25 protein-coding genes are annotated in these 26103 nt (G+C 38.0%); all 25 read right to left on the bottom strand.

What is annotated here, in order from left to right; genetic code table 11:
* Positions 1-8: 8 nt before the first annotated feature.
* On the bottom strand, positions 9-1190 hold the full coding sequence (locus tag V7654_RS06855; protein WP_335429458.1) for an aminotransferase class I/II-fold pyridoxal phosphate-dependent enzyme: 1182 nt from the start codon (positions 1188-1190) through the stop codon (positions 9-11).
* Entirely contained in the window at positions 1191-1835 is a 645-nt protein-coding gene (locus V7654_RS06850) for an acetyltransferase (RefSeq protein WP_335429457.1), read from the bottom strand. It abuts the gene before it with no gap.
* Positions 1832-2446, bottom strand: coding sequence for a sugar transferase (locus tag V7654_RS06845; RefSeq protein WP_335429456.1), 615 nt, complete (start codon positions 2444-2446; stop codon positions 1832-1834). Before V7654_RS06845 ends, V7654_RS06850 begins: the two co-directional genes overlap by 4 nt.
* 27 nt (positions 2447-2473) lie before the next feature.
* Positions 2474-2623 (bottom strand): hypothetical protein, encoded by a 150-nt coding sequence (locus V7654_RS06840; RefSeq protein ID WP_335429454.1) that lies wholly within the window; start codon positions 2621-2623, stop codon positions 2474-2476.
* A gap of 14 nt (positions 2624-2637) precedes the next feature.
* Positions 2638-3723 carry a UDP-glucose 4-epimerase GalE gene (galE, locus tag V7654_RS06835; protein WP_335429453.1) on the bottom strand — a complete coding sequence of 362 codons (1086 nt, stop codon included), beginning with the start codon at positions 3721-3723 and terminating at the stop codon, positions 2638-2640.
* A gap of 18 nt (positions 3724-3741) precedes the next feature.
* Positions 3742-4938, bottom strand: a complete 1197-nt coding sequence (locus tag V7654_RS06830; protein WP_335429452.1) for a glycosyltransferase — start codon at positions 4936-4938, stop codon at positions 3742-3744.
* 45 nt (positions 4939-4983) lie between these two features.
* Positions 4984-6057, bottom strand: coding sequence for an EpsG family protein (locus V7654_RS06825; protein WP_335429451.1), 1074 nt, complete (start codon positions 6055-6057; stop codon positions 4984-4986).
* A gap of 16 nt (positions 6058-6073) precedes the next feature.
* On the bottom strand, positions 6074-6958 hold the full coding sequence (locus V7654_RS06820; protein WP_335429449.1) for a glycosyltransferase family 2 protein: 885 nt from the start codon (positions 6956-6958) through the stop codon (positions 6074-6076).
* Positions 6921-8078 carry a glycosyltransferase family 1 protein gene (locus V7654_RS06815; protein WP_335429448.1) on the bottom strand — a complete coding sequence of 386 codons (1158 nt, stop codon included), beginning with the start codon at positions 8076-8078 and terminating at the stop codon, positions 6921-6923. The genes V7654_RS06820 and V7654_RS06815 overlap by 38 nt, the downstream gene beginning before the upstream one ends.
* Positions 8063-9223 (bottom strand): glycosyltransferase family 4 protein, encoded by a 1161-nt coding sequence (locus V7654_RS06810; RefSeq protein ID WP_335429446.1) that lies wholly within the window; start codon positions 9221-9223, stop codon positions 8063-8065. The genes V7654_RS06815 and V7654_RS06810 overlap by 16 nt, the downstream gene beginning before the upstream one ends.
* Positions 9224-9227: 4 nt before the next feature.
* Positions 9228-10112 carry a UTP--glucose-1-phosphate uridylyltransferase GalU gene (gene galU, locus V7654_RS06805; RefSeq protein WP_335429445.1) on the bottom strand — a complete coding sequence of 295 codons (885 nt, stop codon included), beginning with the start codon at positions 10110-10112 and terminating at the stop codon, positions 9228-9230.
* A gap of 13 nt (positions 10113-10125) precedes the next feature.
* The gene (locus V7654_RS06800; RefSeq protein ID WP_335429444.1) at positions 10126-11952 is read right to left on the bottom strand and encodes a polysaccharide biosynthesis protein; all 1827 of its coding nucleotides are present in this window, start codon (positions 11950-11952) and stop codon (positions 10126-10128) included.
* 20 nt (positions 11953-11972) lie between these two features.
* Complete coding sequence (locus tag V7654_RS06795; RefSeq protein WP_335429443.1) at positions 11973-12113, bottom strand: hypothetical protein; 141 nt, start codon at positions 12111-12113, stop codon at positions 11973-11975.
* 254 nt (positions 12114-12367) lie between these two features.
* The gene (locus tag V7654_RS06790) at positions 12368-13024 is read right to left on the bottom strand and encodes a CpsD/CapB family tyrosine-protein kinase (protein WP_335429442.1); all 657 of its coding nucleotides are present in this window, start codon (positions 13022-13024) and stop codon (positions 12368-12370) included.
* Positions 13011-13721 carry a YveK family protein gene (locus V7654_RS06785; protein WP_335429440.1) on the bottom strand — a complete coding sequence of 237 codons (711 nt, stop codon included), beginning with the start codon at positions 13719-13721 and terminating at the stop codon, positions 13011-13013. Before V7654_RS06785 ends, V7654_RS06790 begins: the two co-directional genes overlap by 14 nt.
* Before the next feature lie 151 nt (positions 13722-13872).
* Complete coding sequence (locus tag V7654_RS06780; protein WP_335429687.1) at positions 13873-15675, bottom strand: ABC transporter ATP-binding protein; 1803 nt, start codon at positions 15673-15675, stop codon at positions 13873-13875.
* A complete protein-coding gene (locus V7654_RS06775) occupies positions 15672-16868 on the bottom strand; it encodes a nucleotidyltransferase domain-containing protein (protein WP_335429439.1) in 1197 nt (398 codons plus the stop codon). The genes V7654_RS06780 and V7654_RS06775 overlap by 4 nt, the downstream gene beginning before the upstream one ends.
* Before the next feature lie 24 nt (positions 16869-16892).
* On the bottom strand, positions 16893-17336 hold the full coding sequence (locus tag V7654_RS06770; protein WP_438825266.1) for a lasso peptide biosynthesis B2 protein: 444 nt from the start codon (positions 17334-17336) through the stop codon (positions 16893-16895).
* Between the two features lie 5 nt (positions 17337-17341).
* Positions 17342-17638, bottom strand: coding sequence for a lasso peptide biosynthesis PqqD family chaperone (locus tag V7654_RS06765; RefSeq protein WP_335429438.1), 297 nt, complete (start codon positions 17636-17638; stop codon positions 17342-17344).
* On the bottom strand, positions 17639-18568 hold the full coding sequence (locus tag V7654_RS06760; RefSeq protein ID WP_335429437.1) for an aldolase: 930 nt from the start codon (positions 18566-18568) through the stop codon (positions 17639-17641). It abuts the gene before it with no gap.
* 99 nt (positions 18569-18667) lie between these two features.
* Entirely contained in the window at positions 18668-18805 is a 138-nt protein-coding gene (locus V7654_RS06755) for a paeninodin family lasso peptide (RefSeq protein ID WP_335429436.1), read from the bottom strand.
* Between the two features lie 15 nt (positions 18806-18820).
* On the bottom strand, positions 18821-20761 hold the full coding sequence (locus V7654_RS06750; protein WP_335429435.1) for an asparagine synthase-related protein: 1941 nt from the start codon (positions 20759-20761) through the stop codon (positions 18821-18823).
* A 499-nt stretch (positions 20762-21260) separates the two neighbouring features.
* On the bottom strand, positions 21261-23654 hold the full coding sequence (locus V7654_RS06745; protein ID WP_335429433.1) for an immune inhibitor A domain-containing protein: 2394 nt from the start codon (positions 23652-23654) through the stop codon (positions 21261-21263).
* Positions 23655-23922: 268 nt separating this feature from the next.
* Positions 23923-25596, bottom strand: a complete 1674-nt coding sequence (locus tag V7654_RS06740; protein ID WP_335429432.1) for an acyl-CoA dehydrogenase family protein — start codon at positions 25594-25596, stop codon at positions 23923-23925.
* On the bottom strand, positions 25597-25980 hold the full coding sequence (locus V7654_RS06735) for a MerR family transcriptional regulator (RefSeq protein WP_438825257.1): 384 nt from the start codon (positions 25978-25980) through the stop codon (positions 25597-25599).
* Positions 25981-26103: the final 123 nt, after the last annotated feature.

Raw genomic sequence — 26103 nt, 5'->3', positions numbered from 1 at the left:
TTTGGATATTAGAATATTTTGCTTTCAACCACTTTTACCTTTGAAAAATTTTTAATACAATTGATTACTCTAATTTGGTCAATTTCCTCCATATTTGAACCGGAAGGCAAGCAAATTCCATTGGCGAATAATCCCTCTGAAACACTTTCCTTTTCGTAATGCGAATAATACTTAACAGCCTTGAATAATGGCTGCATATGAAGTGGCTTCCAGACTGGTCTTGCTTCAATGTTTTCTGCAGCTAAAAAATCTATTAGTTGGTTTACTGAAATACCCGCTTCTTTTTCATCAATCATCATTGCTGTCAGCCAGCGATTTGAATAAGTTCCCTTTAATTCCGGCATAAATTGAATGCCTGGTAATCCAGAAAGTTCTTGCTGATACCTTACAAAAATAGACCTTCTTGCTTCGACTCTATCCTCTAAAACCTCCAACTGCGCTCTTCCAATTCCGGCTAAAACATTACTCAATCGGTAGTTATAGCCGACTTTGCTATGCTGATAATGCGGTGCTGGGTCTCTCGCCTGTGTCGCTAGGAATCGGGCTTTATGGATTGCCGATGCATCGTTCGACACTAGCATTCCGCCACCTGAAGTGGTAATGATTTTATTGCCGTTAAAAGAAAAAATTCCGAAACTGCCGAACGAACCACTTGGTTTCCCTTTATAAGAAGAACCAAGGGATTCTGCGGCATCTTCTATCATTGGTACTTCATACTGATCGCATAATGCTGTCAACTCATCCATCTTTGCACTTTGCCCATATAAATTAACAACAATAACAGCTTTAGGAAGTTTTCCATTTGAAGCGGCCTTCCTAAATGCCTTTTCAAGCGCTTGCGGGGACATATTCCATGTTTCTGGTTCAGAGTCGATAAACACCGGTACAGCACCTAGATATAAAATGGGATTTGCACTTGCGATAAAGGTTAAGGTGGAACAAAATACTGTATCTCCTTTTTCTACTCCTAATAAAGAAAGAGCCAGATGAATCGCTGCCGTTCCAGAACTGACGGCTGCAGCTTCATTGACTCCTGTATAGGCGGCTATTTCCTTTTCAAATGCATCCACATTGGGACCAAGAGGGGCAATCCAATTTGTTTCAAAAGCTTCATTAATATATTTCTGTTCATTTCCACTCATATGCGGTGAGGAGAGGAAAATCCTTTTTTGAACGGTTGTATTAATCATTTATACACCCCCAGTTACTTCTTTCATTTTCACAACAGCAGGAACTCCAACAGCGGTACTGTTTGGTGGAATAGGATGAATCACTGTAGCACCTGCCCCAACCATTGCCCATTCGCCAATTTCCATTCCCGGGATGATGGTCGCACTTGCTCCAACTTGCGCTCCTTCTCTCACAGTTACGTTTCCAGTCAAAGTTGCATTTGGAGAGACATGAGCAAAATTTTCAACCAAGCTATCATGCTCGACAACTGCACATGTATTAATAATTGCGTGAGCTCCAATATGGACGTCTGTATTTATCACAGCACATGGCATCACGACACTTCCTGGACCTATTAAAGACTCTGAGCTTATTTGAGCAGTCGGGTGAATCAAGGTTGCATAGAACTCATTGGAAATACCTAGTCGCTCTACAATCTGCTTTCTAACTCGGTTATTACCAACTGCTACAAAAAATCTAACTCCAGGAAAATCTTCAGCGATCCTTCTTGCAGAAACTACTGGTCCATAAAATATTTGTTCATGATAAAATTCCGTATTAAATTTATCATCCAAGCAGCCGACAATTTCCGCTTCTCCCATTGCCCTAATGATGTCTCGAACGACTTTACTATGTCCTCCCTGACCTATAATGGCAATTTTCATCCGTGCCCCTCTTTTACGATAGATTTTGAGCCTTTGAACGGTTCCATCGTCACATTGCCAGGCTGTGTGACCCCTTCTGTCTGGATGACCTTATATACTGTTCGCCATAATATTTTCAAATCGAGAAGAAATGATTGATTCTGGACATACCAAACATCTAACTTGAACTTCTCTTCCCAGGATAAAGTATTTCGTCCGCTGATTTGGGATAGCCCGGTAATACCTGGCTTAACAAGATGGCGTTTTGCCTGTTCCTTTGTGTAAAGTGGAAGATATTCCATTAACAGTGGTCTGGGACCAACTAGACTAAGCTCACCTTTTAACACGTTAATCAGCTGTGGCAATTCATCAAGGCTGTATTTCCTTAAAAATTGTCCAGCCGGTGTTAGACGAAGCTTATCTGATAGTAGATTTCCGTTCCGATCTCGACCATCTGTCATAGTCCTGAATTTATATAGGTAAAAGGGCTTCCCATATAATCCCGGTCTTTTCTGCTTAAACAGCACCGGTGCACCTAGCTTCACTTTTACAAACATAGCGGTAAACAGGATGATTGGTGACAACATAATAAGAAGTAAAATAGAACTAATTAAATCTAAGAGCCTTTTCATTTTTGCAACCCCTAGCAACAACTATTATTAATGTTTCTTTTCTAGAACTACTGAAAGCTTCCTTTTAATTTCCAGAATCAACTCATTCGTTTCTACATGTTCAGCTTTTTGACCAATCAAGTAAATGTCCTGCAATAATTCCTTAAATCTTTGTTGTGTCGTTTCCTGCGTATCCATTTTCTATTCCTCTTTCAATCAATTTTGGAATGAAAAAAATCCCCACTTTTTGATAAGTGCGGATTGCCTGTTCCAGTTTGTATTAAATTTTCATCGTATCCATTCGGATTTTTTGACTGCCATCTCCAAGAATCCTCGCACATTTCACGGAGATTTTTTTCTGCTGACCAATCTAATTCTTTTTTCGCCTTCGATGCATCGGCAAAGCAGATCGCAGCATCTCCAGGTCTTGGGGTGACAACTTTATATGGGACGGGGACTCCTGTAGCTACTTCAAATGCTTCCACCATTTCAAGAACACTATATCCCTTCCCAGTACCAAGATTATAAGCTTCAATCCCCTGACTGGAAGCCACCTTTTCCAGAGCCTTCAGATGTCCTTTCGCAAGGTCCGCAACGTGGATGTAATCTCTTACACCAGTTCCATCAGCAGTTTGATAATTGTTGCCAAAAACATTTAGTTCTGGCAGTTTACCGACCGCAACTTGAGTGATAAAAGGCATTAGGTTATTGGGAATCCCATTTGGATCCTCACCAATAGTGCCACTTTCATGGGCTCCAATTGGATTGAAATAGCGCAACAAAGCAATGCTCCACTTTTGGTCAGATACATATAGGTCCTTTAAAATTTCCTCAATCATTAATTTTGTCCGACCATAAGGATTCAGCGCATTTAAAGGGAACTCTTCTGAAATCGGAACCCTCTCCGGCATTCCATATACTGTAGCTGATGAACTAAAAACCAATTTGTTAACATCGTATTTCTTCATTATATTTAGAAGATTGATTGTACCTGTGATGTTATTGTGATAATACCTGAGTGGTAATCGAACAGACTCTCCAACGGCTTTAAGACCAGCGAAGTGAATGACTGCTTCGATATCATTTTCGATAAAAAGTTGCTCAATTTCACCCTCATTCAATAAGTCAACCTTATAGAATGGAAAGCTCTTTCCTGTGATTTCGCTTATCCTGTTCAGCGACTCTCTCTTACTATTCAACAGATTATCTAGAACTATAATTTCATAGTCCGCATTTAATAATTCAACACAGGTATGGCTGCCGATGTAGCCTGCACCGCCAGTTACTAAGATTGACATGTTTTACACCTCCATTTATCAGTTGATTAATCTGTATAACTTGTGGATTTCCTGTTCATTTCCATAATCAATTTTTGTTGTGTTTTTAGACAAGGTCTCTCTTAATAGTGGATTCTCTAATAATCTTTGGATACCAGTTACAATTCCATCTACTCCAAGAGGTGTTATCAGTGCATCCTTACCATCATTCGCCTGACTCTTTGCCGTTGGAAAGTTGGTAATGACCACTGGTTTCCCCAGTATTTGCGCTTCTCGAATGGTTACCGCTTTCCCTTCATATCTTGAAGGCTGCACATAAATATCACATGCTTTTATGTAGGGGTACGGATTCGTTTTTTTACCGAGAAGGAAGAAATGATTTTCAAGTTTTAACTCCTTTATAAGCTGTTGCAATTCAGTTTCTAGTGGACCGTATCCTACAATATACCAGGCAATATCATACTCTTTATCTACTAACTGTCTACATGCTCTAATGGCTTGATCAAAACCTTTAGCATGAGAAAGCCGACCAACAGAAACAATAACAGTTTTTTCAGGATGTTTTTTCATTTCAAGAGCACTTCCAAGTTCAGCTTGTTGTTTTACAAATTCAGGTGAGAGTATGTTTTCGATGACCATCGTTTTCTTTTTTAAATCAGGGAAAATTTCTAAAAATGTGTTTGAACATTCATCTGAAACAGCGACTATTTGATCCAACTGTTTCCACATTTTATTCTCCGTGCTCTTATCAACAAAAATGTTCGAATAATCTGTATGAATCCAGCCTACTTTTCTTTTTGCATTTACTTTTTCTGCTATAAAATGATGCGGCCATAAAAAACCAATAGCGAGATCATATTCCTTCGTTAATCGAGGCAAAAAGGGTCGTGAGAACTCCCAGCCATACTGAATCGTTAAGTATCCTGGTTCCTCCACACGTTTCAACTTTCCTTTAATATTGCTTATATATTTAGCAACTATCCTTGAAACTGCAATGGGATATTGGCCATCCTGACAAATCTGTGAAATTGATTTCCTGAATGTACTGTAAATCGGGTTTTCTGGAAGTAAATTAGGACCTTTTGGCAAAAGTGAAAAGAATTCACCTTCATGCTTAAAGAGCATAAGGTCAACTTCATAGCTTTGATAATCAATACTATTCAACAACCCAATCAGACTTCGTTCCACTCCGCCAATAGCCAGATCAAATGAAGCAATTAAGATCTTTTTCTTCATTTATCACTCCCCCGGTCAAAAAACAGCAAAATGATTTAGCTAATTTTATAAATCAAAATATTCGCTTTTATAGAAAACATTTAAACTAATAACACTCTCGTAATAATAAAAAAGAAAATAAAAAACGAGAATTCCCAGATATACGAAACGCTGTTCTTTTTGATTAAATAGTTTAACAATCCAAGCAATTAATATTAATTGGTATAAAGAAAAGTAAATTGAAAATCTGGCAAATATCCAATTCTGTGTTGAAACAATCATAAAAACTAACCCTAGAAGTGCCATATTCACAATATAATCACTCTCAGGAAACATTTCTCTAAGTTTGTCTCGACCTAAAAAAGCAATAAATAGTGGTGTTCCAAAAACTACTACTCTAATTACATTTGCTCCACCTTCCTGAAAATCTTTGTAATGGCCATATTGAGTATTTTCTAAGCTAGAATATAAGATTGATGAGAATTTATCGAAACCTACAACAATTACCACTGATATTACAAGTAACATTAAAGTAGCTTTGGACCAGGCTTTATATCGTACTAAGAAATATATAGGAAGAAGAATTAACGCGCTTTCATGTAAGGTAGAAGCAAATACAACTATGATAGCATAGGCTAAGAAATTACCGTTTATGATAAATTTGGTTCCCATAAAAATAATCGCTGCAGTAAGACTCTGCCGAATTCCGTTCATTGTGACTAAATATAGACCGCCGGTGATATAAACATAAGTGCTTAACTCATAGAGTCTAGAATATTTCATGAAAACAAACACGATAAGAATATTGGTTATAATAGCAGTAGTAAAAATCAAGATTTGGGGGTCATCTGAAAATCTCTTTAAAAACATTTGTAAAATCCAAAAGCCTATATTCTCTTGAGACTTAACATGTTCCCATGAAAAGTCATTCACTTCAAATGCATGCTTGTAAAAGTAGGTATCACCAATATTGGATCGCAATCCTGATATTAACGCTAAAGATAGAAGTGAACCAAAGACGTATATCTTATTTAAGGAAATACTAGTTATTGAGACTGCATTGATTACAGTTACAGCAAAATACCTTGCAAAAAATGAAAATAAAAAGACAATAAATAGATTTAACCAAAGAACTTCCATTTTCTATTCCTTTCAATTAAATCTGCCTTGTTTTTGTCTTAATAAAAAGAAATAACAGGACTCCTATAGGTACTGCCAATGTCGTTAAAAATTTATTAGGTGCCTCTTTTATAAAATTTATATCTTTACTTAGAAGGCTGCTGGAAACCAAATGGATAGCCTGTTGATACTTAAACTTTTTACTAGCGAAGGGGAGTTTCATCATTTCTTTCCTGTAGAAGGCAAATCCTCTAGGGTTTTTTCGATATTGTTTTTCCATATTAAGCGATGAACCATCTGGAAGATATTCCACACAGCATAAAACTTCATCCATTAGTAGCATTTCATATTCTTGATCAAGCTTGTAATACTTATATGCCAGCCCCACATATTTTTCATTTTTGAACACTGGATATGGGAACTTTTTTGTTAATTCCGTCCTATAAACTAACTTCTTATCTCCAGTTACTCCATGTTTATAGTAAAGATCGAAAAGTGTTGAAGTTTTCAGATTAACTGGCAACCTAGTTCCAACAACTGTCCCATCTGGATAAGAGTCCAATCCGATAAGACCACTTACATTCTCGCTTCCTTCTCTTTCCCACTTCCCTAGAATCTTTTCTACTGCATCATTTGTCAGATAATCGTCTGAATCTATACAAACATTCAATTCAGTTTCAATTAATTCATAAGCTGTATTATGAGCCCCATGCATGCCCAGATTCTCTTGCCAGATATACTGAATATCTATTAAGCTCTCAGTCTGCCAATAACTAACTAAGTCCTTCGTATTGTCAGTAGACCCATCATCAACGATCAACCAAATAAAGTCTTTATTTGTTTGCCTTTTTAACGATTCATAGCAGTTCGTAAGACAATATGCTCTATTGAATGTTGGCGTAAATACCGTTAACTTCCTCATTAATCACATCCCCCAAAGCAGTAGAATAAAATTCTTGAAGATCATTTGAAGCACTATATATATCGTAGCCGTTCTTTGAAATTAGTGAGTTTAGATTGCTTTTCCGCGTATAGTTTGTATACTTTACGTCCAGCATCCTTTCAACCCATAGTTTTTTATTGTTGAGAGGCATAGATTGAACTAATCCCATTCCCATATCTATCTCTTTGGTTATTGAATCTGAAATAAGGCAAGGAAGCCCTGAAGCTTGAGCCTCAAGTACTGCAACTCCAAACCCCTCAAAAATAGAAGGAAACAGAAAAACATCAAAAGCCTGGAGGATTTGTTCAACATCTGATCTGCTTCCCAGAAACTTAACATTTTTAGATAACCCCATTTCTTCTACTTTCCTTTTTATTTCTGGAAGAAGTGGGCCATCTCCAACTAACAATAGAATTGCCTCTTTTCTATAAGACAGGAATTCATTAAACACCTCTAATAAATAGGAATGATTCTTCGGCAATGAAAATCTGCCTACGTGACCGACTATGAACTGGTCCTCTTTTATTTTTAATTCTGACCTGATTGATTCCCTGATTTTCATAGAAAATCTAAATTTGTCTAATTCAATTCCATTTTTAAAAAAAATTGCTCTATCTGCCTTATTCCCAAAAAGCCAGTTTGCAGATTCTTTAGAACATGAAACAAACTTTGTAGCATACTTTGAAATCATTGTTCCGGCAAACCATTTATATAATCTTGCCGCTGCCCCGCCTTCACTCCTGGTACTATGGCTGTGGGCTATTCTAACAGGAACTCCTGCTCTTTTAGCGGAACGTAATACAAACCCACTCATTTTATCCATATGTGAATGAACGATCTGGTATTGTGGATACTTAGTATAAAATTCGTTCAATGCCTTGATATATCTTGAATGTCCCACCTCTGTAATATAAGGGATCTTGTATACCATTCCACCCAGTTCATTTATTTCCTTGTCAAATACTCCTTCTTTACAGGTCAAAAAGTCGAACTGGATTTTTGTCCGATCAATGTTCCGGTATAGATTCATCAGCAGTGTCTCTGCACCACCGCGATTCATGTTTACAACTACATGTAAAATTCTTATAGGACCGCCCACTGTGCATCCTCCACTTCGGTCATATATGTTTTGTAAATCTCACTCTTTTCTTCGATAATTTTACTCGTACTGTATTTGTTCATAATCATTCTGCGTCCATTAGACCCCATGACCGCTCTTAGGCCAGGATCCTTTGCTAGTACCTTCATCTTTTTAGCAAACATCATAGAATCCATATCTGAGATGATCCAGCCATTCTGATCATCAGCAATTAATTCTCTGTGTCCTCTATTTTCCGTTGCTATTATAGGGAGCCCGCAAGACATTGCTTCCATAATATTTACCGGCAGTCCTTCCCGGTTACTGGATGCCACTGCAACATCAGAGATTTGCAGTAACTGTTCGATATCCTTTCTAAACCCAAGGAATTGTACCATATGCCCAACACCAAGAGATTGGGTCAACTTACGGCATTCCTGCAGCAATGGTCCGTTACCTGCTAATAAAAGCTTGGCGTTTGGAACCTCATCTTTTATTAAAGCAAGAGACCTGATGAGAAGCTGCTGATTTTTGTTCTTGTTGAATTCCGCTGCATAAAACAATAAAAAATCACCAACGTTGTAGCCGTAGGCGATTCTTAATTCCTTTTTATATTCCTTTTCTGCTGGCTTGAATCTTTCCGTACTCACTCCGACTCCATGGACATGTTCAATTCGGTGAGCCTTGAAACGATGCTGGGCAGCCCTGTTAAAGTCTTCTTCATTAATCGTAATTAAGCAGTCCGTATATCTTGCCAGCCATTTTTCAATCGGATAGTAAATCAGCCAGTTTATTACTGATGATCCTTTGCAAAAGTGAAAGCCATGTGCAGTGTAAAGCACTTTTGTTCCTTTTTTTCGAGCTGCCCTTGAAGCCAGCCTGGCAAGCACTCCACCAACAGGCGTGTGGCAGTGGAGGATTTGATATTCATTTTGATCGATAATTGTTTTTAATTCTTGGTATGCCTTAACGTTTTGCGGGCTGAATGGTGACCTTTGAATCGGTAGATCATATTTCCGGTCAACAAAAGGGAGATCCATATTACCTTTTGCGGCAATGTGCACCTCCCAGCCTTGTTCTTTAAACCATCTCATGTAAGGTAAGTGAAAAGCATTAAAATGATAATCAACTGTTGCACAAAGTAAAACACGCTTACTGGATACCATTGTTCTAACTCATCCTTGTTTTTTCTAAATTTAGAATGGAAGAAAAATAATCTAGAAGATCAGTACGTAAATCCTCTCGTTGCAAAGCGAATTCTATTGTAGTTTTTATAAAGCCCATTTTTTCACCGACATCATACCTCTTGCCTTCAAAGTCATAGGCATAAACCGCCTCATATTCATTCAATCCGGCAATGGCATCGGTCAGCTGAATTTCTCCTCCGGCACCCGGCTTTTGCTGATCAAGTACATCAAATATCCGTGGATTAAGAATATAGCGCCCCATTATCGCCAAGTTCGAAGGGGCTTCTTCTATAGCTGGTTTTTCTACTAAACTGTTAACACTATAGAATCGGTCACCTATACAATTCCCATCTACAATTCCATATCTGGAAACTTCCTCAGGGTTTACCTTTTGCACACCTAAAATCGAAGCATTATATCTTTCATATTGCTCAATCATTTGCTGCAAACAAGGTTTTTCTGCTTGAACGATGTCATCTCCTAAAAGAACTGCAAATGGCTCATTTCCAATAAACTTACGCGCACACCATATTGCATGGCCCAATCCCTTTGGTTCCTTTTGGCGGATATAATGAATATCAACGAGTTTTGATGACTTTTGAACTTCATTCAATAGTTCGAACTTACCTTTTTCAAAAAGATTCTGTTCTAGCTCGAAAGAATGGTCAAAGTGATCCTCAATCGCCCTTTTTCCTTTTCCTGTAACAATGATGATATCTTCAATCCCTGACTCAATTGCTTCTTCAACTATATATTGAATTGTAGGTTTATCAACAATCGGCAGCATTTCTTTCGGCATCGCCTTTGTTGCTGGCAAGAATCTCGTTCCAAGGCCCGCTGCTGGGATAATCGCTTTTTTCACTTTCATATTAGTTCCACCCCTAAACTGAAATTGATATTAATGGAGAACTGGCAACCCTATTATTGGCCAAAGCAAGCAATCTATCTCGCAGCTCTTCTTTTTCCATACTAGAGAATGTGCTAATGATCTCCTCTATCTCGGATATATATAATTCTGACGTCTTCCCTACGTATATCTTTGGATGAACATGGTGTTCCCCAACTTCATCATCCTTTAAAAGCTCTTCATACAGTTTTTCGCCCGGTCTTGCTCCTGTATATTCTATTCCGATTTCATCTACTGAAAAGCCTGACAACTTTATCAAGTTCTCAGCCAAGTCAACTATTTTTACCGGTTCGCCCATATCCAGGACAAAAATTTCGCCTCCCTGGGCCAGAGTGCCTGCTTGAATAACCAGTCTGGATGCCTCAGGTATCGTCATGAAATATCGCACCATTTCTGGGTGGGTTACTGTAACAGGTCCACCTTTTTCAATTTGTTTTTTAAAGAGTGGAATAACACTACCACGGCTGCCAAGGACATTGCCAAATCTCACAGCAACAAATTTAGTATTGCTGCTTGCATCCATATGTTGAACAATCATCTCCGCCAGTCTCTTTGTAGCGCCCATCACGCTTGTAGGATTGACCGCTTTGTCTGAAGAAATCATCACAAATGTTTTCACTCCATGCCAGCTTGCCGCATTTGCAACATTCAACGTCCCAATCATATTATTTTTAACTGCTTCTTCAGGATTTTGTTCCATTAATGGGACATGCTTATGGGCTGCAGCATGGTAGACGACATGTGGCTGGAATGTTTCCATCACTGACATCATTTTCTTGGCATCCTGTATTTCCGCTATAACAGGAATAATTTCTATATTTGAGTTACAGAATCTTTCCTTTAGTTCCATCTCAATCGAGTAGATGCTGTTTTCGCCGTGCCCCAATAAAACTAATTTTCCAGGATTAAATTGGGCTATTTGACGGCAGATTTCAGAACCGATCGAACCCCCAGCGCCAGTAACTAGCACCACTTTATTTGTGATATCCTCTGAAATAATGTCGTTATTTAAGACTACCGGATCTCTTCCCAATAAATCTTCAACCTGGACATCGCGAAATTGATTCACAGATACCTTGCCCGTCATTAAATCCTCAAGCATCGGAATAATTTGGGTTTTCGCATTCGTTTTTGCACATTCCTGAAAAATGATTTTCAGCTCTCTCATGCTCAAAGAAGGAATAGCAATCACTATGTTTTCAATCTGAAGATCATGTACAATACTTTCAATTTTATTGACACCACCAATGACTGGTATGCCCAAAATATCAAGGTGATGCTTTTTTACATCATCATCGATAAAACCAACGGGTTGAAGTTCCGACTCATTGCTTTTCATTAATTGCCTTGCAACCATTGTTCCGGCAGAACCCGCACCTATGATAAGAGTTCTTTTGTTTTGACTGTATCGTGTTAAATACAAATCTCTATATATTCTCCAGCAAAATCGAGAGCCTCCTATTAACAAGACTAATAGAAGCCATGTTACTGAGAGCCTTCTAAAGAACAATTCATTCAGTAAGATTCCCTGAAATAAAGCCGCAGTGAGAATTGTGGCTGCAGCTGTCTTTAAAATAATGATCAGCTCTCCAACACTCGCATACTCCCAGGCCTTCTTATAAAGTTTGAATTTAAAAGAAAATAAATGATGGCTTAATAAAATGGCGAGTGAATTCACCATGAATATCAATGAAGAAAGATCCATACTGCCTCGAACAAGTAAATGACTTAATATAATTGCCGTTAAAACGATAGCTGAATCAATAATGATGAATAATGAAAGCCTTTGCCTGTAGGTCATACTTTTCCTCCTTTCTCTTTTTAGTCAAGCCTCACACTTCGTAATCTAATGGCAGAATCAACAAGCTTCCTTATTTCTTCCAGCTGCTCCTTGCTTGCATCCTGTTTGATATATCTGACTGCTTTTTTTATTGATTTTGGAAATTTGTCTATGTCCTTCATCCTAAACAACTCCTTAAAAATAAAGTTTTTACTTATTTGTTCTTTTTAAAAAACAGATAAGTAATAACTTTATTAAAAAATGGGGCATTTAACCCCTCCTCACATCACACTATCGACGACCAGAGCGTCTAAGGTTGGTTCAACCCACAGCATGACCGAGTGCCTCCTTGGATAACGGCTAGGAGACATCACCACTTTACAACGCACACATTATTCTTTATAACGAACATTCATGTTAAAAAAAATCCCTGCTTCTACATTTCATTTAAAATAACCCCAAAAATCTTTGCTCTAGCAAACTCAAGTGCTTTTTTAGCTTCAGTAGCCTTTTCTAATCCAGTTCTTCCTTCACTTATCACTAGAATCACACCATCACTCTTATTCGCCAGTAACTTCGTATCTGTTACTTCCAGAACAGGGGGTGAATCAATAATAATCAAATCGTATTCTTGTAAGGCTTTTTGAAATAAAGTCTGCATTGACTCTGAACCGAGTAATTCAGCGGGATTAGAATCAAGCTGACCACTTGTTAAAATGTCTAAATTTCCTATCTCGGTATGGTATACTGTGTCTTCCAAATCCACACGTCCTGCTAGGACATCGGCCAACCCTGTATTGTTAGATATCTTAAAAATAAAATGAACATCCGGATCCCTTAAATTCGCATCGATTAAAAGCACTTTTTCCTTTTGCTGTGCCATTGATACAGCAAGATTTGCAGCCGCTGTAGATTTCCCTTCACCTGAACTGGGAGATGTCAAAAGTAAAGTGCTTTTCTTCCCTCCGGTTAAAAAGTGAACATTGGTTCGAAGGGTTCTAAATTGTTCAGATATGATGGAGTCTGGATTGGAATATACAATTAAATTCCTTTTTTGCGAATTCCTTGCAGCTCTACGTTTACTTTGGAACACCGGTACCACCTCCTGGGAATTCTATTTGATGGATACTTTGCTTTTTAATATTCTTTTTATTCATCTTAGCGATTCTTCCTAATACCGGAAGATCTAAATAATCCTCTACATCCTTTTGGGATCGAACAGTGTCATCTAAGGAATCCAGGAAGAAAACCAATCCAATACCTGCAAATAAACCGAACACTAACCCCACAATACCTGTTTTATTTCCGTTGTCATTAATAGGATAGGGATTAACTTTCGCCGGGGAATAGATTCTCAAATCACTATAGTTTAGCAGTGTACTTATTTCATTTTTGAACTCTTTAGCTGTTGTATTTGCAATATCAGCCGCTCTGACGGCATTGATGTCAATAACATTAATGTTTACTACCTTTGAACTATCCAGAATTCCCACACTGATCTGGTTAGCCAATGATTCAGGACTTCGATTCAGATCCAGCTTTTTAACAACCTTTTCTAGCACGACAGGATCCTTCAAAATTACCTGTAGAGTATTCATGTCTGCATTTTCACCTATAATAATCCGGGCAGAAGATTGGTATAAGAGAGTCGTGTTTTTCTCCCCATAAACATATCCAGCAATTGAAGCCAAGGCAGTAATAATGGCAATGATCCAAAGACGCTTTTTTATGACAGAAATGATTTCCTTAAGATTAATTTCTTTCGCAATCCCTTTTTTCGCATTACTCATTGCTCATTAAACCCACCTTATACTTTAATCTGTTCTAGATAAAGAACGTTTGGTGCAAAAAAAATATGTGTTCTCAATTACTAATAATATATACCTATTTTAGTTCTGTATAAAGAACATGTCAATAAGTTTTTTGTTTTTATTTTCCTTTTTAGGAAGACATCACTGCAGCCTGTTTTTTTAATAGTCCGCTAAAAACTCCGGAGGAATCATTCGCAAGCTGACCAAACTTCCCGCTCTGGATGACTTCTCCATCTTCCAGTACGATTACTTGATCCGCATTCCGGATTGTCGACAAACGGTGGGCAATAACTATTATTGTCATCTTTCCTTTTAGTTGTTCTAAAGCTTTTTGAATTTTTGATTCATTTTCCGTATCTAATGCACTGGTAGCTTCATCGAGTATTAGTATAGCGGGCTTTTTTAATATAGCTCGCGCAAGTACAAGCCGCTGCCTTTCTCCACCAGAAAGCTTAATCCCTCTATCTCCTATTTCTGTATCAAGCCCATTAGGCAACTTTCTGACAAAATCAGCTGCAGCTGAGAATTCTAATGACTCCCATATTTGTTGCGATGTTACTTCTGGGTTAATCATTTTAAAGTTCTCTTTTATACTAGTATTAAACAAAAAGGGCTCCTGTGGAACATAACTAATTGCTTTTCTTAATGAAATTAACGATTCATCTGTAAGAGTCTTATTATCAATTAGTACCCTACCCTGTTCAGGCATATGAAGACCCATTAATATATCAACCAATGTACTTTTCCCAGCACCTGACCGACCAACAATTGCAGTCATTTGATTTGCTGGTATTCTTATATTAATATTTTGCAAAGCATAGGTTGATATTGAATGATCGTATCTAAAATAAACACCATTGCATTGGATCTCCTTATGCAAAACGATTGGCAGTACTTTCGTCTTTTTTAAATCCGATAACACTTCTCTTGCTGTGTTACATTCTATTTGCAGATCGTTTAATACTTTAAATGCTGGCATTGTTGCTGCTAATTGCTCTAGAGTGGATTGGATTCCTGTAATCCTAGGCCAGAGACGAGAGAAAATCACTAGAATTAATAGGAACTGGGATGGCTGTGAATTGAACATTTTTACAGAGAAAAAAATAAAAGTGGCTATAAGAATAGCTGAGGAGATTTTATAAAATAGCTGAGAAGAAATCTTAAGTTTTATATACTCGACTTGCTCAAAATTCATTCCATTAACAATGGATTGAAGCCACTTTATTTGAGACTCTTCTAACGTGTTGCTTTTTATATCCTTGATTCCATTCAATTGATCTGTTATCCCTGCTAAGTACTCTTGCGACAATATCGATGTTTTTTTACCAAGTACTTTTGAATGTTTAATAAATTTCCGAGAAAAAAATGATAATATGACACCACTCAAAAGAACGCATAACGTCATTTTTGCAGATAACCAAAGTGCAAACCCGATTTGGATTATACTAAATATAATAGAGGTTAATAGCTGAATAAATTGGTAAACTCCTCCCGAAACTCTTGCCAATTCAATAGTCATAATATTGATCAAATCGGACTTTCTTTTCTTTGTATAAAAACCCCAATTAGAACTTAATAATGCCTCATATGTGTCTACTCTTAATTTACCTATAAATCCATGCGTAATTTTGACATTTCTTATATTTAAGTTTCTGTCAACTAAGTTTTGGCCACTGATTAATAATACGTAGGCAAGAAGGATGAATGGTAACCTTAACGCTTCAGGTATCAAATTCCAGAATCCGAGGTAATTCGCTAGTGTATGGCCTCCGGAATCTAAATTCATTATCCCGCTTAAGCTAAGTAAGGGGACTAGTAACAGTATACTGAAACCTTCTATAAAACCGATCAAAGCCATTCCAACGATATTCCAATAGAGAATGCTACCTGAGTATTTAAATAATTGTTTTATATAATACAAAAAGGTGTTCATGTAACATCCTCCTGTAACATTGCCTGCTTCTTTTTTCTTCTTATCGCCCAAAGAAACGGCCTCAAAGGAAAATATAAAAAATGAAGTACCTTTGGCAATGGTAAAGCTAGAGCATCTTCAGGATATGGAAATAAGAAACTAAGAATAAATAATACTTTTTGCTTAAACGACATTAAGAAAAACAAATGGCTTTTATGGTAGTTTGCGATCTCTTCTGGTAAAGGTTTGACATGAAGGTTAACCAATTGCTTAATGTAAAATAAGGCACCTTCAGCCAGTCTTTTTGATTTTTTCGAATTAGATATTTCCTTTAGTTCGGGTGGACTATAAGAATTCAACAATTCTGAAGAAAGGTAAAGAGCCTGCCCACCTACTTGAGTAAGATGATATTTTTTTAGCAGCCTTTTAATACAGCTCCAGTCCAAATCTCGACTAACCAACCTGTCGATATCTACTAGCCAGCGAAGACGCGACCAACCATGGCGTGCTCCATGTGAAACCAAAAATAAAAATAAATCTTCCTCGCCTAACATATACAAAGGAAAATCTGCGATCGAACTTTCCTTCTTTCGTTCCCATAAGTCTTCAAATGACTGATTCCATGATGGACCTGGATTTAATCTCCAATGTATTTCCAGCTTTATTTTCTTTTGCGGATGCATGAAAGTGATATGGTGATGTCTCCATTTCCAATCATTCAAGACAGTCAGTATATAATCATCTTTTACATAACCAAGGTTTAAGAGCGTCGACTCAGCTCGTTCTAAATCTTCAATTGGAATTAAAATATCAATATCAGAAGAGGTCCTTAAAGAAAGATCTCCATACAAATGCGCGCCAAGAATAGAACCTTTTAAAAATAATGTTCGAATTTTTTGGTCAATAAAAATTCTGGATATGCTTTCAGATTCTCCCGTTAGCATCAGCATTTGAAAAATGTTTTTTTGATAATATTGCTGCAGCTTTCCTATTATCGTTTCTGGGACAAGGTCACCATTTATTTCCTTTATCCTTTTATAAAGAATTGGATAAACACGGTGATGAAGTGTTAGTTGTAAAAAATGATTCCAATCAATATCTTTAAATCTCTCTTTCTCTTTTGAGAGATTCTTATCTTCAAATTTAGAATCCAAGAAAAAAAGCAGTAGCTGTAATTCTTTTGAAAAGTGCTTTTTTTCGCCCATCATTTCCATGATAATTTCCTCTTATTCTATAACTTATTTATTTGCAAACTTGCTTACTACGGTAAACCGTTTCATTTCTTCAGCGCCGCTAACGTAATAGGATCCACTTCGCAGCCATGCATGGGCAATCATTTTCCCATGTTCATCTTTTGCAGTTCCTAGATACAGTGTACTTTCAATTCCCCGCCTTTGTAGCATTTTCATGCCTGCAATTGCTTTAACTAAACATTCACTTTCCCAGAATGTATATTTGCTCATAATATGTAATGCACTGGAAACATAACGAAGGATACCTGTCATGGAAGGGGTATCTTCATAAGTAGATTCGTTCATATGATTGCCTAACATAGGTGCCAATCTTTTAAATGGAATAACTTTCATAAGTCGTGCCCATGCCAGGAAAATAAATGCTTCTAATAGAAGCAATTTTTGGTGTTTGTTTAATTTTATAACTGTTCTCAATTTATGAGATATCAATGCTTTCACCCATTTACTACTGTTATTAAACCTTCTGAAAATAACTTGTTAGCAAATGAAATCACCTGCTTTTCACATTCCGATTCGTCCACGTCATACTCAGATAAAATTTTAATAATAATGGACCTAACTTCAATAGGTTTTTTCACCATTTCCCAAATATCTCCACCCAATTTACCTAGATTATAGTAATTTCCATTTTCAATATTTAGCATTACTTTTTCTCCGTCCATATCACTAACAATATTCCCTGGCATCTGTACAATCTTGCTTTCTAATAAAATATTTTCTTTTGTTAACATCTAGATCATCTCCTTTTTTATGATTTCTAATATTCTTTCGACTAATTCCGGGGCAGTAAAACCTACTGATGGGCGTTGTACCCGATACATTTTAGTTTTATTTATGATTCTTGAAGATTCATAAAAATGCCAATCCATTAACTGAAAACGAGAAATTAAGAAAGATCTAAAAGTCTGGTTAAAAAGTGAACGAAAACGTTCTAGATTTTGAATAGTTTCTATATTGATAAAGCTTCTATCATTTTTTTCAATCACAAATATTCCTGCTAGCTCTAATGATTGATCACAGTAATTAGAATGAACTGGAATAGCGAATTTGTCCTCTCTATCAAATAGAGGACTGTATTTTGAGGAATCTATTTTTAATAACTGTAAGCTTTTCCCCCATAACTTCTGCTGTGGGTAGGAAGGAATAATATAAGGAATCTCATTTATAATTGCTACAGGAATTAAATCATCGCTTAAAAGTTTGTAGCCACTATTCATAAATGCTGATGCGAGTGTAGACTTGCCTGCACCGGAGTCCCCTACAAAAGCATATGCCTTTCCATTAACAGCTATGGCACTACCATGTAAAGCCAATACTTTTCTTTGCATTAAGATAACACCCATGCATGTTCCGAGGAGATAAAGGCGAATCTTATTTTTGTCACAGCCTTGCATTAGAGATGCAATTATTTTCTTTCCATCTTTTATAAGAAACGTTGCAGTGGCCTTTATATGAAATGCGACATTATTATTTTCAAATATCACCATCCCTTGTTGCTTTCTAACATTTCTCACCCAATACTCTTCTAACTCAGTTACCTCGATAAAAATATCGGGACTTTCTATAGGTTTATTTATTAAAGATAACTCTGGTAATTCAATATTACTTTTAATTTTCAGGCCGAAGGCATTGTAGACATAACTTGTTTCTGTAATAACCATTTGATTCACTCCAATTGATTCTATAGAGATTTTTAAAAAAGCCCTCATACTGAAATATAGGTATAAGGGCGGTTTGCAATAATACTCCAAGATCAAAAATTAACTATAGTGAACCTGGTCTTTTAAAGGAGCATCTGGATCAGGTTGTACAGCATCAGGAGTTTTTATCCCTGGTCCAGCCATTGTCATGCTAATATTAAGAACTTCTAACTTTGGTTCTTGCCACTGCTTTTTCATACTATTCACCTCCTCTCAAGAAAATTTGTTTAAAAAGCGAGAAGCTATCAAACTTCGCATTAAAATTCTAAAATCGAAATCGAAAGCTAGTTCTGGATGAGGTTCATTCTTTATTTTTATAATTGTTTCTTTAATTACAGACTGATTAAGGAAGTATCCCACTATAGAATCATCACTCATTTTTTCCAACTCCTCGATAAACGCACCCCAGTAATTGGACATTCGATGTACTCCATCAGCTCCTTGGACTCCTCTTGAACGCATATTTAGTCTGACTTCATCTGGCAAATATTCTTTTGTAGCTCTTCTTACCAGTGATCGATCTAAACCTTGACGTACAAATTGTTCCTCTGGTACCGACAAACAAAATTTAATCAGGCGCAAATCATTAGTGGGGTCCCTATCCCATACAGAATGCTTTAAGGAAAATTTCGCACCATAAGTACCAGTTATACTCCAATAGTATAGGTTATTGAATTGGTTATTCCTTGCTTCATAAGCACTTATATCTTTTGATAAAGAGATATCTATTCCATGGCTTTGTAATTTAGAGAAAACACCCGTCTTATTAGCTAAATCTTGGTTGATAATAATAGGAAAATGAAAGGAATTATCTGGATTATTTTTTTGAAAGAGTAAAGGAAATGCTTTTTTACTGGCCGCTGAAATTATTCTTGATTTATTACTACCAAGGTTTTTGCTTAATTGATTTACTTCATGAAACAACATTAACCATTTAAAATTTTTAATAAGTGTCCCATAAAAATCTAATATCGGCCCCCACGAAATAGTCCAATTGCCTCGCTGACCATTTAGCAAAACACCTATTTTTTGTTGTTGAGCTTGTTCATACATTCCCCTTAGCCAAAAGGTATTTTCAAAGAATTTATAAGGCGTCTCCATTGTTTCCAGCCAATCATCAATTTCAGTAAATGGACTTCTATCTGCAAAACTTAAATATTGATCATTAATATTTCCAACATGATTTACAGTAGCTTTTATATACGGGCTTTCATCGGCTATTCTGCTTTTATGAGTCCAATCTTCAAATCCATCAACAGGAACGTAACTAAAAGTATTTAGCATTTTATTTTCTTGTTTCAAGGCTTTCGATGCAAAGCTAACTACTGATCCAGAATCCAATCCTCCACTTAAATGTGCCCCTACATTAAGATGGGTTCTAATTCTTGCTTTGACTGCCTTTTGGAAAACATCTCGAAAAGCTTCTTCATATTCCTCGTCGGATTTAAGCTTTAATTTCTTGTTATCTTCCAATAGATAACAATATCTTGATAACCTAACTCTTCCTTCGTTAACTGATATTGAATGAGATGGCGCCAATTGTTCTACTTGTTTATATGTAGTAGAAGATGGGTCAACTGATTCGAAGTTTACAGGTATCGCCAAAAACTCCGCCATCCACTGCTCATTCAATTCCTTCTTAATCCCCGGCAGTGTAAACAGCGGCATAATAGTAGTACAAAACGCAAACCTCTCATGATCTTTGTAATAATACAAAGTTCGTGATCCAGAGAAATCTCTAGCTCCAAATAGTTTCTGGTTTTGTTCGTCCCAAATCATATAGGCGAAGTCGCCCACTAAGTGTTTTGGAGACTCTTCTCCCCATTTATAGTAAGCTAGCAAAATGAGCTGGCTGTCTGGCATGATTTTTTGCTTAGAACGCTCGACTTGCAGCTTTTCGAATAGTTCTTCGCGATTATCGATGATGGCATCGGCTGTGATGACACATTGTCTTTCGGAATCGTAGAATGGCTGTTGTTCGCCGACTGATTCTGGGGTGATCCACTGTGCATGGTTTCCAATGAAGGCGTTGTGTTTATGCCATACTTGGATATCATCGGCCGGGAACTTTTCTAGTTCTTTCATTATGTTTCTTCCATGCTCAAATGGAACCGGCTCTTTTGTTAAATGAATGATTCCTGCAATTGCGCTCATTTTTTCCTCCTGCCATGCTTTAAGTGCCTAATTCTATGTATCTGTTTATAGTCTTAATAAAGAATTTTTATGTTCTTTATATAGAACATATGATAAAAATACCATCTCTTATAAAGGGTGTCAACATCTTCTAAAGAATTATTTTTCAAAATATTTCATTAAACAAGATTCCTTAAATCTCGACAAAAAAATTTCCCACGTTGGCTACGTAGGAGTTTTTAATTAACTTTGATTACAGCCGAGCCTGTTAAAGCAGTTGCCTTGTTTACGACAATTATCCAAGTCATACTCCATGACGTTAGAGGTTGCTCCGCCTGGTACAGACACGATCAATACCATCCGGTTACTTTAACAGTCAAAGAGCTTATACTCTATTATTCACGTGAGAGGACACATTCAGTTCATTTGTTCCTTCTCCCGTTTTTTCCTGTTCCACCGCAAACAAAAAAACCTCCTTTGCAACTGTTTCCGTCACAGTTACAACAGGAGGTTCGGCTTATTATTTATAGATGACTATCGATCCTACAGACTTGTCTGTAGCCTGGCCATTAACACGGACTTTCAAGCCATAGTTACCGATCTTGCGGCCTGCGTCTGGCATGAATGTGTTAAGGAAGTTATTGCTGTCGTCGAATAGGGTGACTCTTTCTTGTGAATCCAAGTTTAAGGTTTGAGTCGGATAAACTAAATCTAAACCTGAAGTTGGGTTCAAGCCAAATGCAGCATCCGCAATATGGTAGCGCGTGGAAGCGGCCACTCCTGTGCTCCAATTCAGGTCAGTTTGCGGATGAGCATCAACTACTCCAAGGAATCCTTCACCAGGATGTATTCCTGTCCAGTTATCTGTATAAGTTGGATCAACATACCATACTACTAATCCGCCATCGTAGCTCATAATAGAGTTTCCACGTTTGATATTTGCAAGACCTGTGTCGACTCCCTTATGGTTACGCCATTCCAATAGGTAGTAATGGTCAGAGTACTTGTTACCATCTGACTTTTCAAATCCCTTTAAAGTAAATGGAGATGTTGTACCCTCTGCACCATCTTCCACAATCGTTTTACCATCCGCTACGACTTTAATATTATCAGCGTAGAATCCTTTTTCTGATGTTCCCCAGTCTGTTGCATAGCGTAAACGAAGCTGAACTTTTTTGCCTGCATAAGCGGATAAATCAAAGGATTGTGCTTTCCAGCCATCTGATTTCCCTGTGAATCCTGGCATTGAATTTAGAATCGTTGGATACCCTTCAGGAACAACGTCTGAACGTGTATTAGCGTTTCCTATAGACTTCCATGTAGCACCATTATCTTCTGATACCTGAACAAAGGCAAAATCCCATTGTTCTTCGATATCATACCATGCATCGAATGTTAAGGTTGCTGATGATTTGCCTGTCAGATCTACTGTTGTGACCATATTACTATCAATTTCATCCTGCTGGCCTCCCCAGTATTCATAGGTGCCTGTTGCAGGTGTATTGATGAATGTTTTCTTTTGTGGAAGATTTATTTTAGCTGTAATTGCATTCTTCCCATTAGGCGAATTCGCTTGGTCAAGCAATACTTGTGTACCCTTCGCAGATACATCTTCCCAATCAATTTCAACTGTATCATTCGTCCAGTTTCCTTTTAATTGTGATTGGAAATAAGATTTCGCCATTGGTGAGAAACCTGTTGGTTCTGTTCCCGGAATCTTGCCAGCCCAGGATCCGCTTGCCATGATGGACCAGTAAGCTACTGCTTCTCCAGTTCCGGAATAAATTGTATCATATTCATCTGGATACCCTAGGTCATGACCGTATTCATGGGCAAATACACCGGTTGCTCCATCTTCAGGCATCATTGTGTAATCATAGAATCCAGGTTTACCTAATCCTAGTCCGTCTAAATCAACAAACTTTGCTGATCTATGAGACCAGATTGCATCGTCACTAAGTGATCCTCCACCTGCTTCTTGCCCCATACCTGCATGGATAATCATCAAGTGATCGACCAGGCCGTCTTTTTCAAGCAAGTTTCCGTCTCCATCCAAGTCATGCGGATCTTCTAAGTCATAATCTTCTACAGGTACTCCTGCAGCAAGCGCTGCTTTATAGGCGTCAACTACCAACTGCTTGGATCCACCTGGTGTAACATTGTCATGTCCCCCAGTAGCCCTATCAGCACCATAAAATTTAGCCGTTCCCGGCACTTTCAGCCAGCCATATGCTTTTCCATCTACAGAATAGGTTCCGCCTGATTGCTGTTCATAAAATTGCTTCATGGACACGAGGTTCTCACCATTAGGTCCTTTAACTCCATTTTCTCCAAAAATCATATCTTCATAGTGTGAAAGAGGATAGTCCTTATAGTAATTGTCTGATTCACCCGCTTTAATGTTATTATGAGCAAAATCTGAATATTCAACAGCCAGGACTAATACTTTGTCTTCTCTTTTATCACCATTGTAAGCGGTTTCACTAACAGGATCAGGATTGCCTTTCAAATGGCCTTTCTTTTCCCCTTTGCCATTCAGCAAGCCATTGTTGAAGTCTTTAAAATTCTTTTGTTTTTCAGCCTGGGAAGCCTTAACCTTTGCAGCAAGAGGATCTGACTCTTTGCTATCAGTGGTTTTTCCCTTTAAGGCTAAATAGTTTTTTAGGAATTTTTGCTTTTCGGCATCTGAGGCATCTTTTGATAGAAGTCCTCTTTTAATAAATGATTCAATTAACTTTTCATCATTCATGATTGCTAAATCCAATGAAGCATGAGAGTGACTTTTTTGGGCTTCCGCCTTATGTACTACTTCAAGCTCCTTCGGTACATAAGCACCAGGAAAACCAGCAAACAATGTACCAGCAAGTACTACAGATGATAGACTTGTTTTTAATACTTTTTTCAATTTATCCACTCCCTGACTCTCTTATTTACGGCCGTAATTACATACTATTCGGAAAATAATAGTGGTACAAGGAGATTCGTATTTCATTTACCGACAGGCAAAATCATTTTTTAGGGAATTTAGCAGGGGTACTTTTCACAGTATATTAACAAAATCTCTTTTTCTATCAATTTCAGCAAAGTTCACGTGAGATTCTAAGAATAACTATACAAAACTTGTCGATAATTAAAATAAGCAGGATCATAAAAATGATCCTGCTAAATGTAACCTTTTACTATTATGAAAGTCCTATTTTTTCTAAGATGGTGACTTGAACAATATCAGTAAAATAGTCTACTGATTTCATATTTTGTTTAAACCGATATGGTGTCTCCCAAGTATGCTCGATATAAACTTCCATCACCTTACGTGCCCGCTCATCCCCACTAGCCTCATATTCAAGTGCAGCAATACTTTCGAAGACTTTTACCATCAGCTCGGCAACTCTTTTGGAATGGAAGGTCTTATGGTCTGGTGAGGCCTGGTGAAGCGCAGTTAATAGCTTTTCCAGCTGCTCCATTCCTGTGTGGACTTGTTCCGCAAATTCACCTTGAATGTTCGATATTCGCGTTTTCATTTCCTGTAAAAAAAGCTCTCCGGCATTGAACTTCTCCAACAAGCGCAATACTTCCAGGCCAAGAATGTTTGCGGTCCCCTCCCAAACAGTAAGCACCTGTGCATCCCTCAATAACCTCGGTGTGACAAAGTCTTCGATATAGCCGTTACCTCCATGCATTTCGATGGCTTCATGCGCAAAATGAACGGCTTGCTCTGCGGTTTCTTTTTTCAAAAGGGCGATGTACAGCCTGTTTAGGACGACATCGTTTTCTGAAACTGCTTCTTCGTTCCTCATTACTTTTTCAAAAAGCGGCAGATATTTAAACACGGTGCGAGTTTCTACCTCGAGTTTCACGGCCATTTTTACCAGCGAGTCTTTAACCATAGGAAAGTCTGCCAGCTTTTTGCCGAATGCATCTCTCTTTAAAGCATACTGCCTTGCCTCACTATAGGCGCGCCTCATGATTCCGAGAGATGCGACTGTGTTGCACACCCTTGAGAGATTCAGGGCTTCCATCATGTAATAAAAACCTTTGGATGGATCGCCTACAACATAGGCGTCCGCACCATCGAATTCGACCTCGGCAGAAGGAACTGCCTTCACGCCGAGCTTATCCTTGAGCCTGCGAATTTTGATGCCGTTCAACGAACCGTCTTCATTGCGCCAGGGTACTGCGAACAGCGTCAGTCCTTTTGTTCCGGATGGAGCTCCCTCTTTTCTTGCTAAAACCATTGCGACTCCGCACATGCCGGCATTGGAGGCAAAGTATTTTTCACCGTAAAGCTTGTAACCGTTCTTTGTCTGGACTGCCTTTGTGTCATTGGCTCCGACATCGGATCCGCCCTGCCGCTCAGTGAGGAAGGTTGCGCCTTCATATAGTGTGGTCTCTCCAGTAGATAGCACGTGTGGCAGGAATTTTTCTTTGAGTTCTGGAGAAGCATACTGGTCGAGTAAATAAGCAGTGGCCATTGTCAGTGTCACCGGGCAGTAAAAGCCTGGCTCGGTTTGCGACAGCAGATAGCCCTGAGCGTAGGAATAAATATAGTTACCCTTTCGTCCGAGCTCAGGAATCTCTTTATGGACATAGCCTACAATACCGGTGTTGTACGATTCCTTGACGGTTCGGCGGTATCCATCATTCACCCACACTTCGGAAATGTCTTCACCGTAGGCATCGAATTTATTCAGCTTCGGTTGGCCTTCACGATCGGTAAACCTTGCACGCTGGTCAATTTCATTGGCACACTTCTCACCAAAACTTTGAAGTGCCCTGTCCGCATACTGAAAAAAGTCTTCATCCAGCAATTCCTGCAATAGCTCGCGAAACTGCGGTTCATCCTGGTAAAAGTTCATTTACTTGACCTCCCTTTGAATTCCTTCGAGTTTCCCATTGAAATCTGACAGCAGTTTTTCTATTTCAACCTTGATCTCAACCAATTCTGCAATTCTTTCATTCACCTCTGCCAGCTTCTCATTCCCGTATTCAATCGTACGTTTCAACTGTTTCTCTCCAGTCCGGTCCTCATCAAATAAAAGCACCATCTCCTTGATTTCATCCAGCGAAAAACCAAAGCGCTTCCCTCGCAGCACGAGTTTTAATTGGGTATATTCCCTCCCAGTGTATATGCGGCGGCCACCCTCAGAACGTCGAGGGTTCAGCAGACCAAGCTCTTCATAGTATCGAATCGTCCGTGTCGTAACCCCAAACTCCTCAGCCAATTCAGAAATCGTAAACATAAGAAAACCTCTTTTTAACAGAATAATCAGTAAATTAATTATACCATTGACGTTACCGTAAAGAGCAACAAAAACCTAAATAAAAAAACACGCAGACAACAGCCCTTCACCGCTTTAAACCGC

Origin of the sequence: Bacillus sp. JJ1609, from assembly GCF_036967045.1 — a bacterium.
Classification (GTDB): Bacteria; Bacillota; Bacilli; order Bacillales; family Cytobacillaceae; genus Mesobacillus.
The sequence above is the reverse complement of the archived record's forward strand: the minus strand, read 5'-3'. Positions and strand labels throughout refer to the sequence as shown.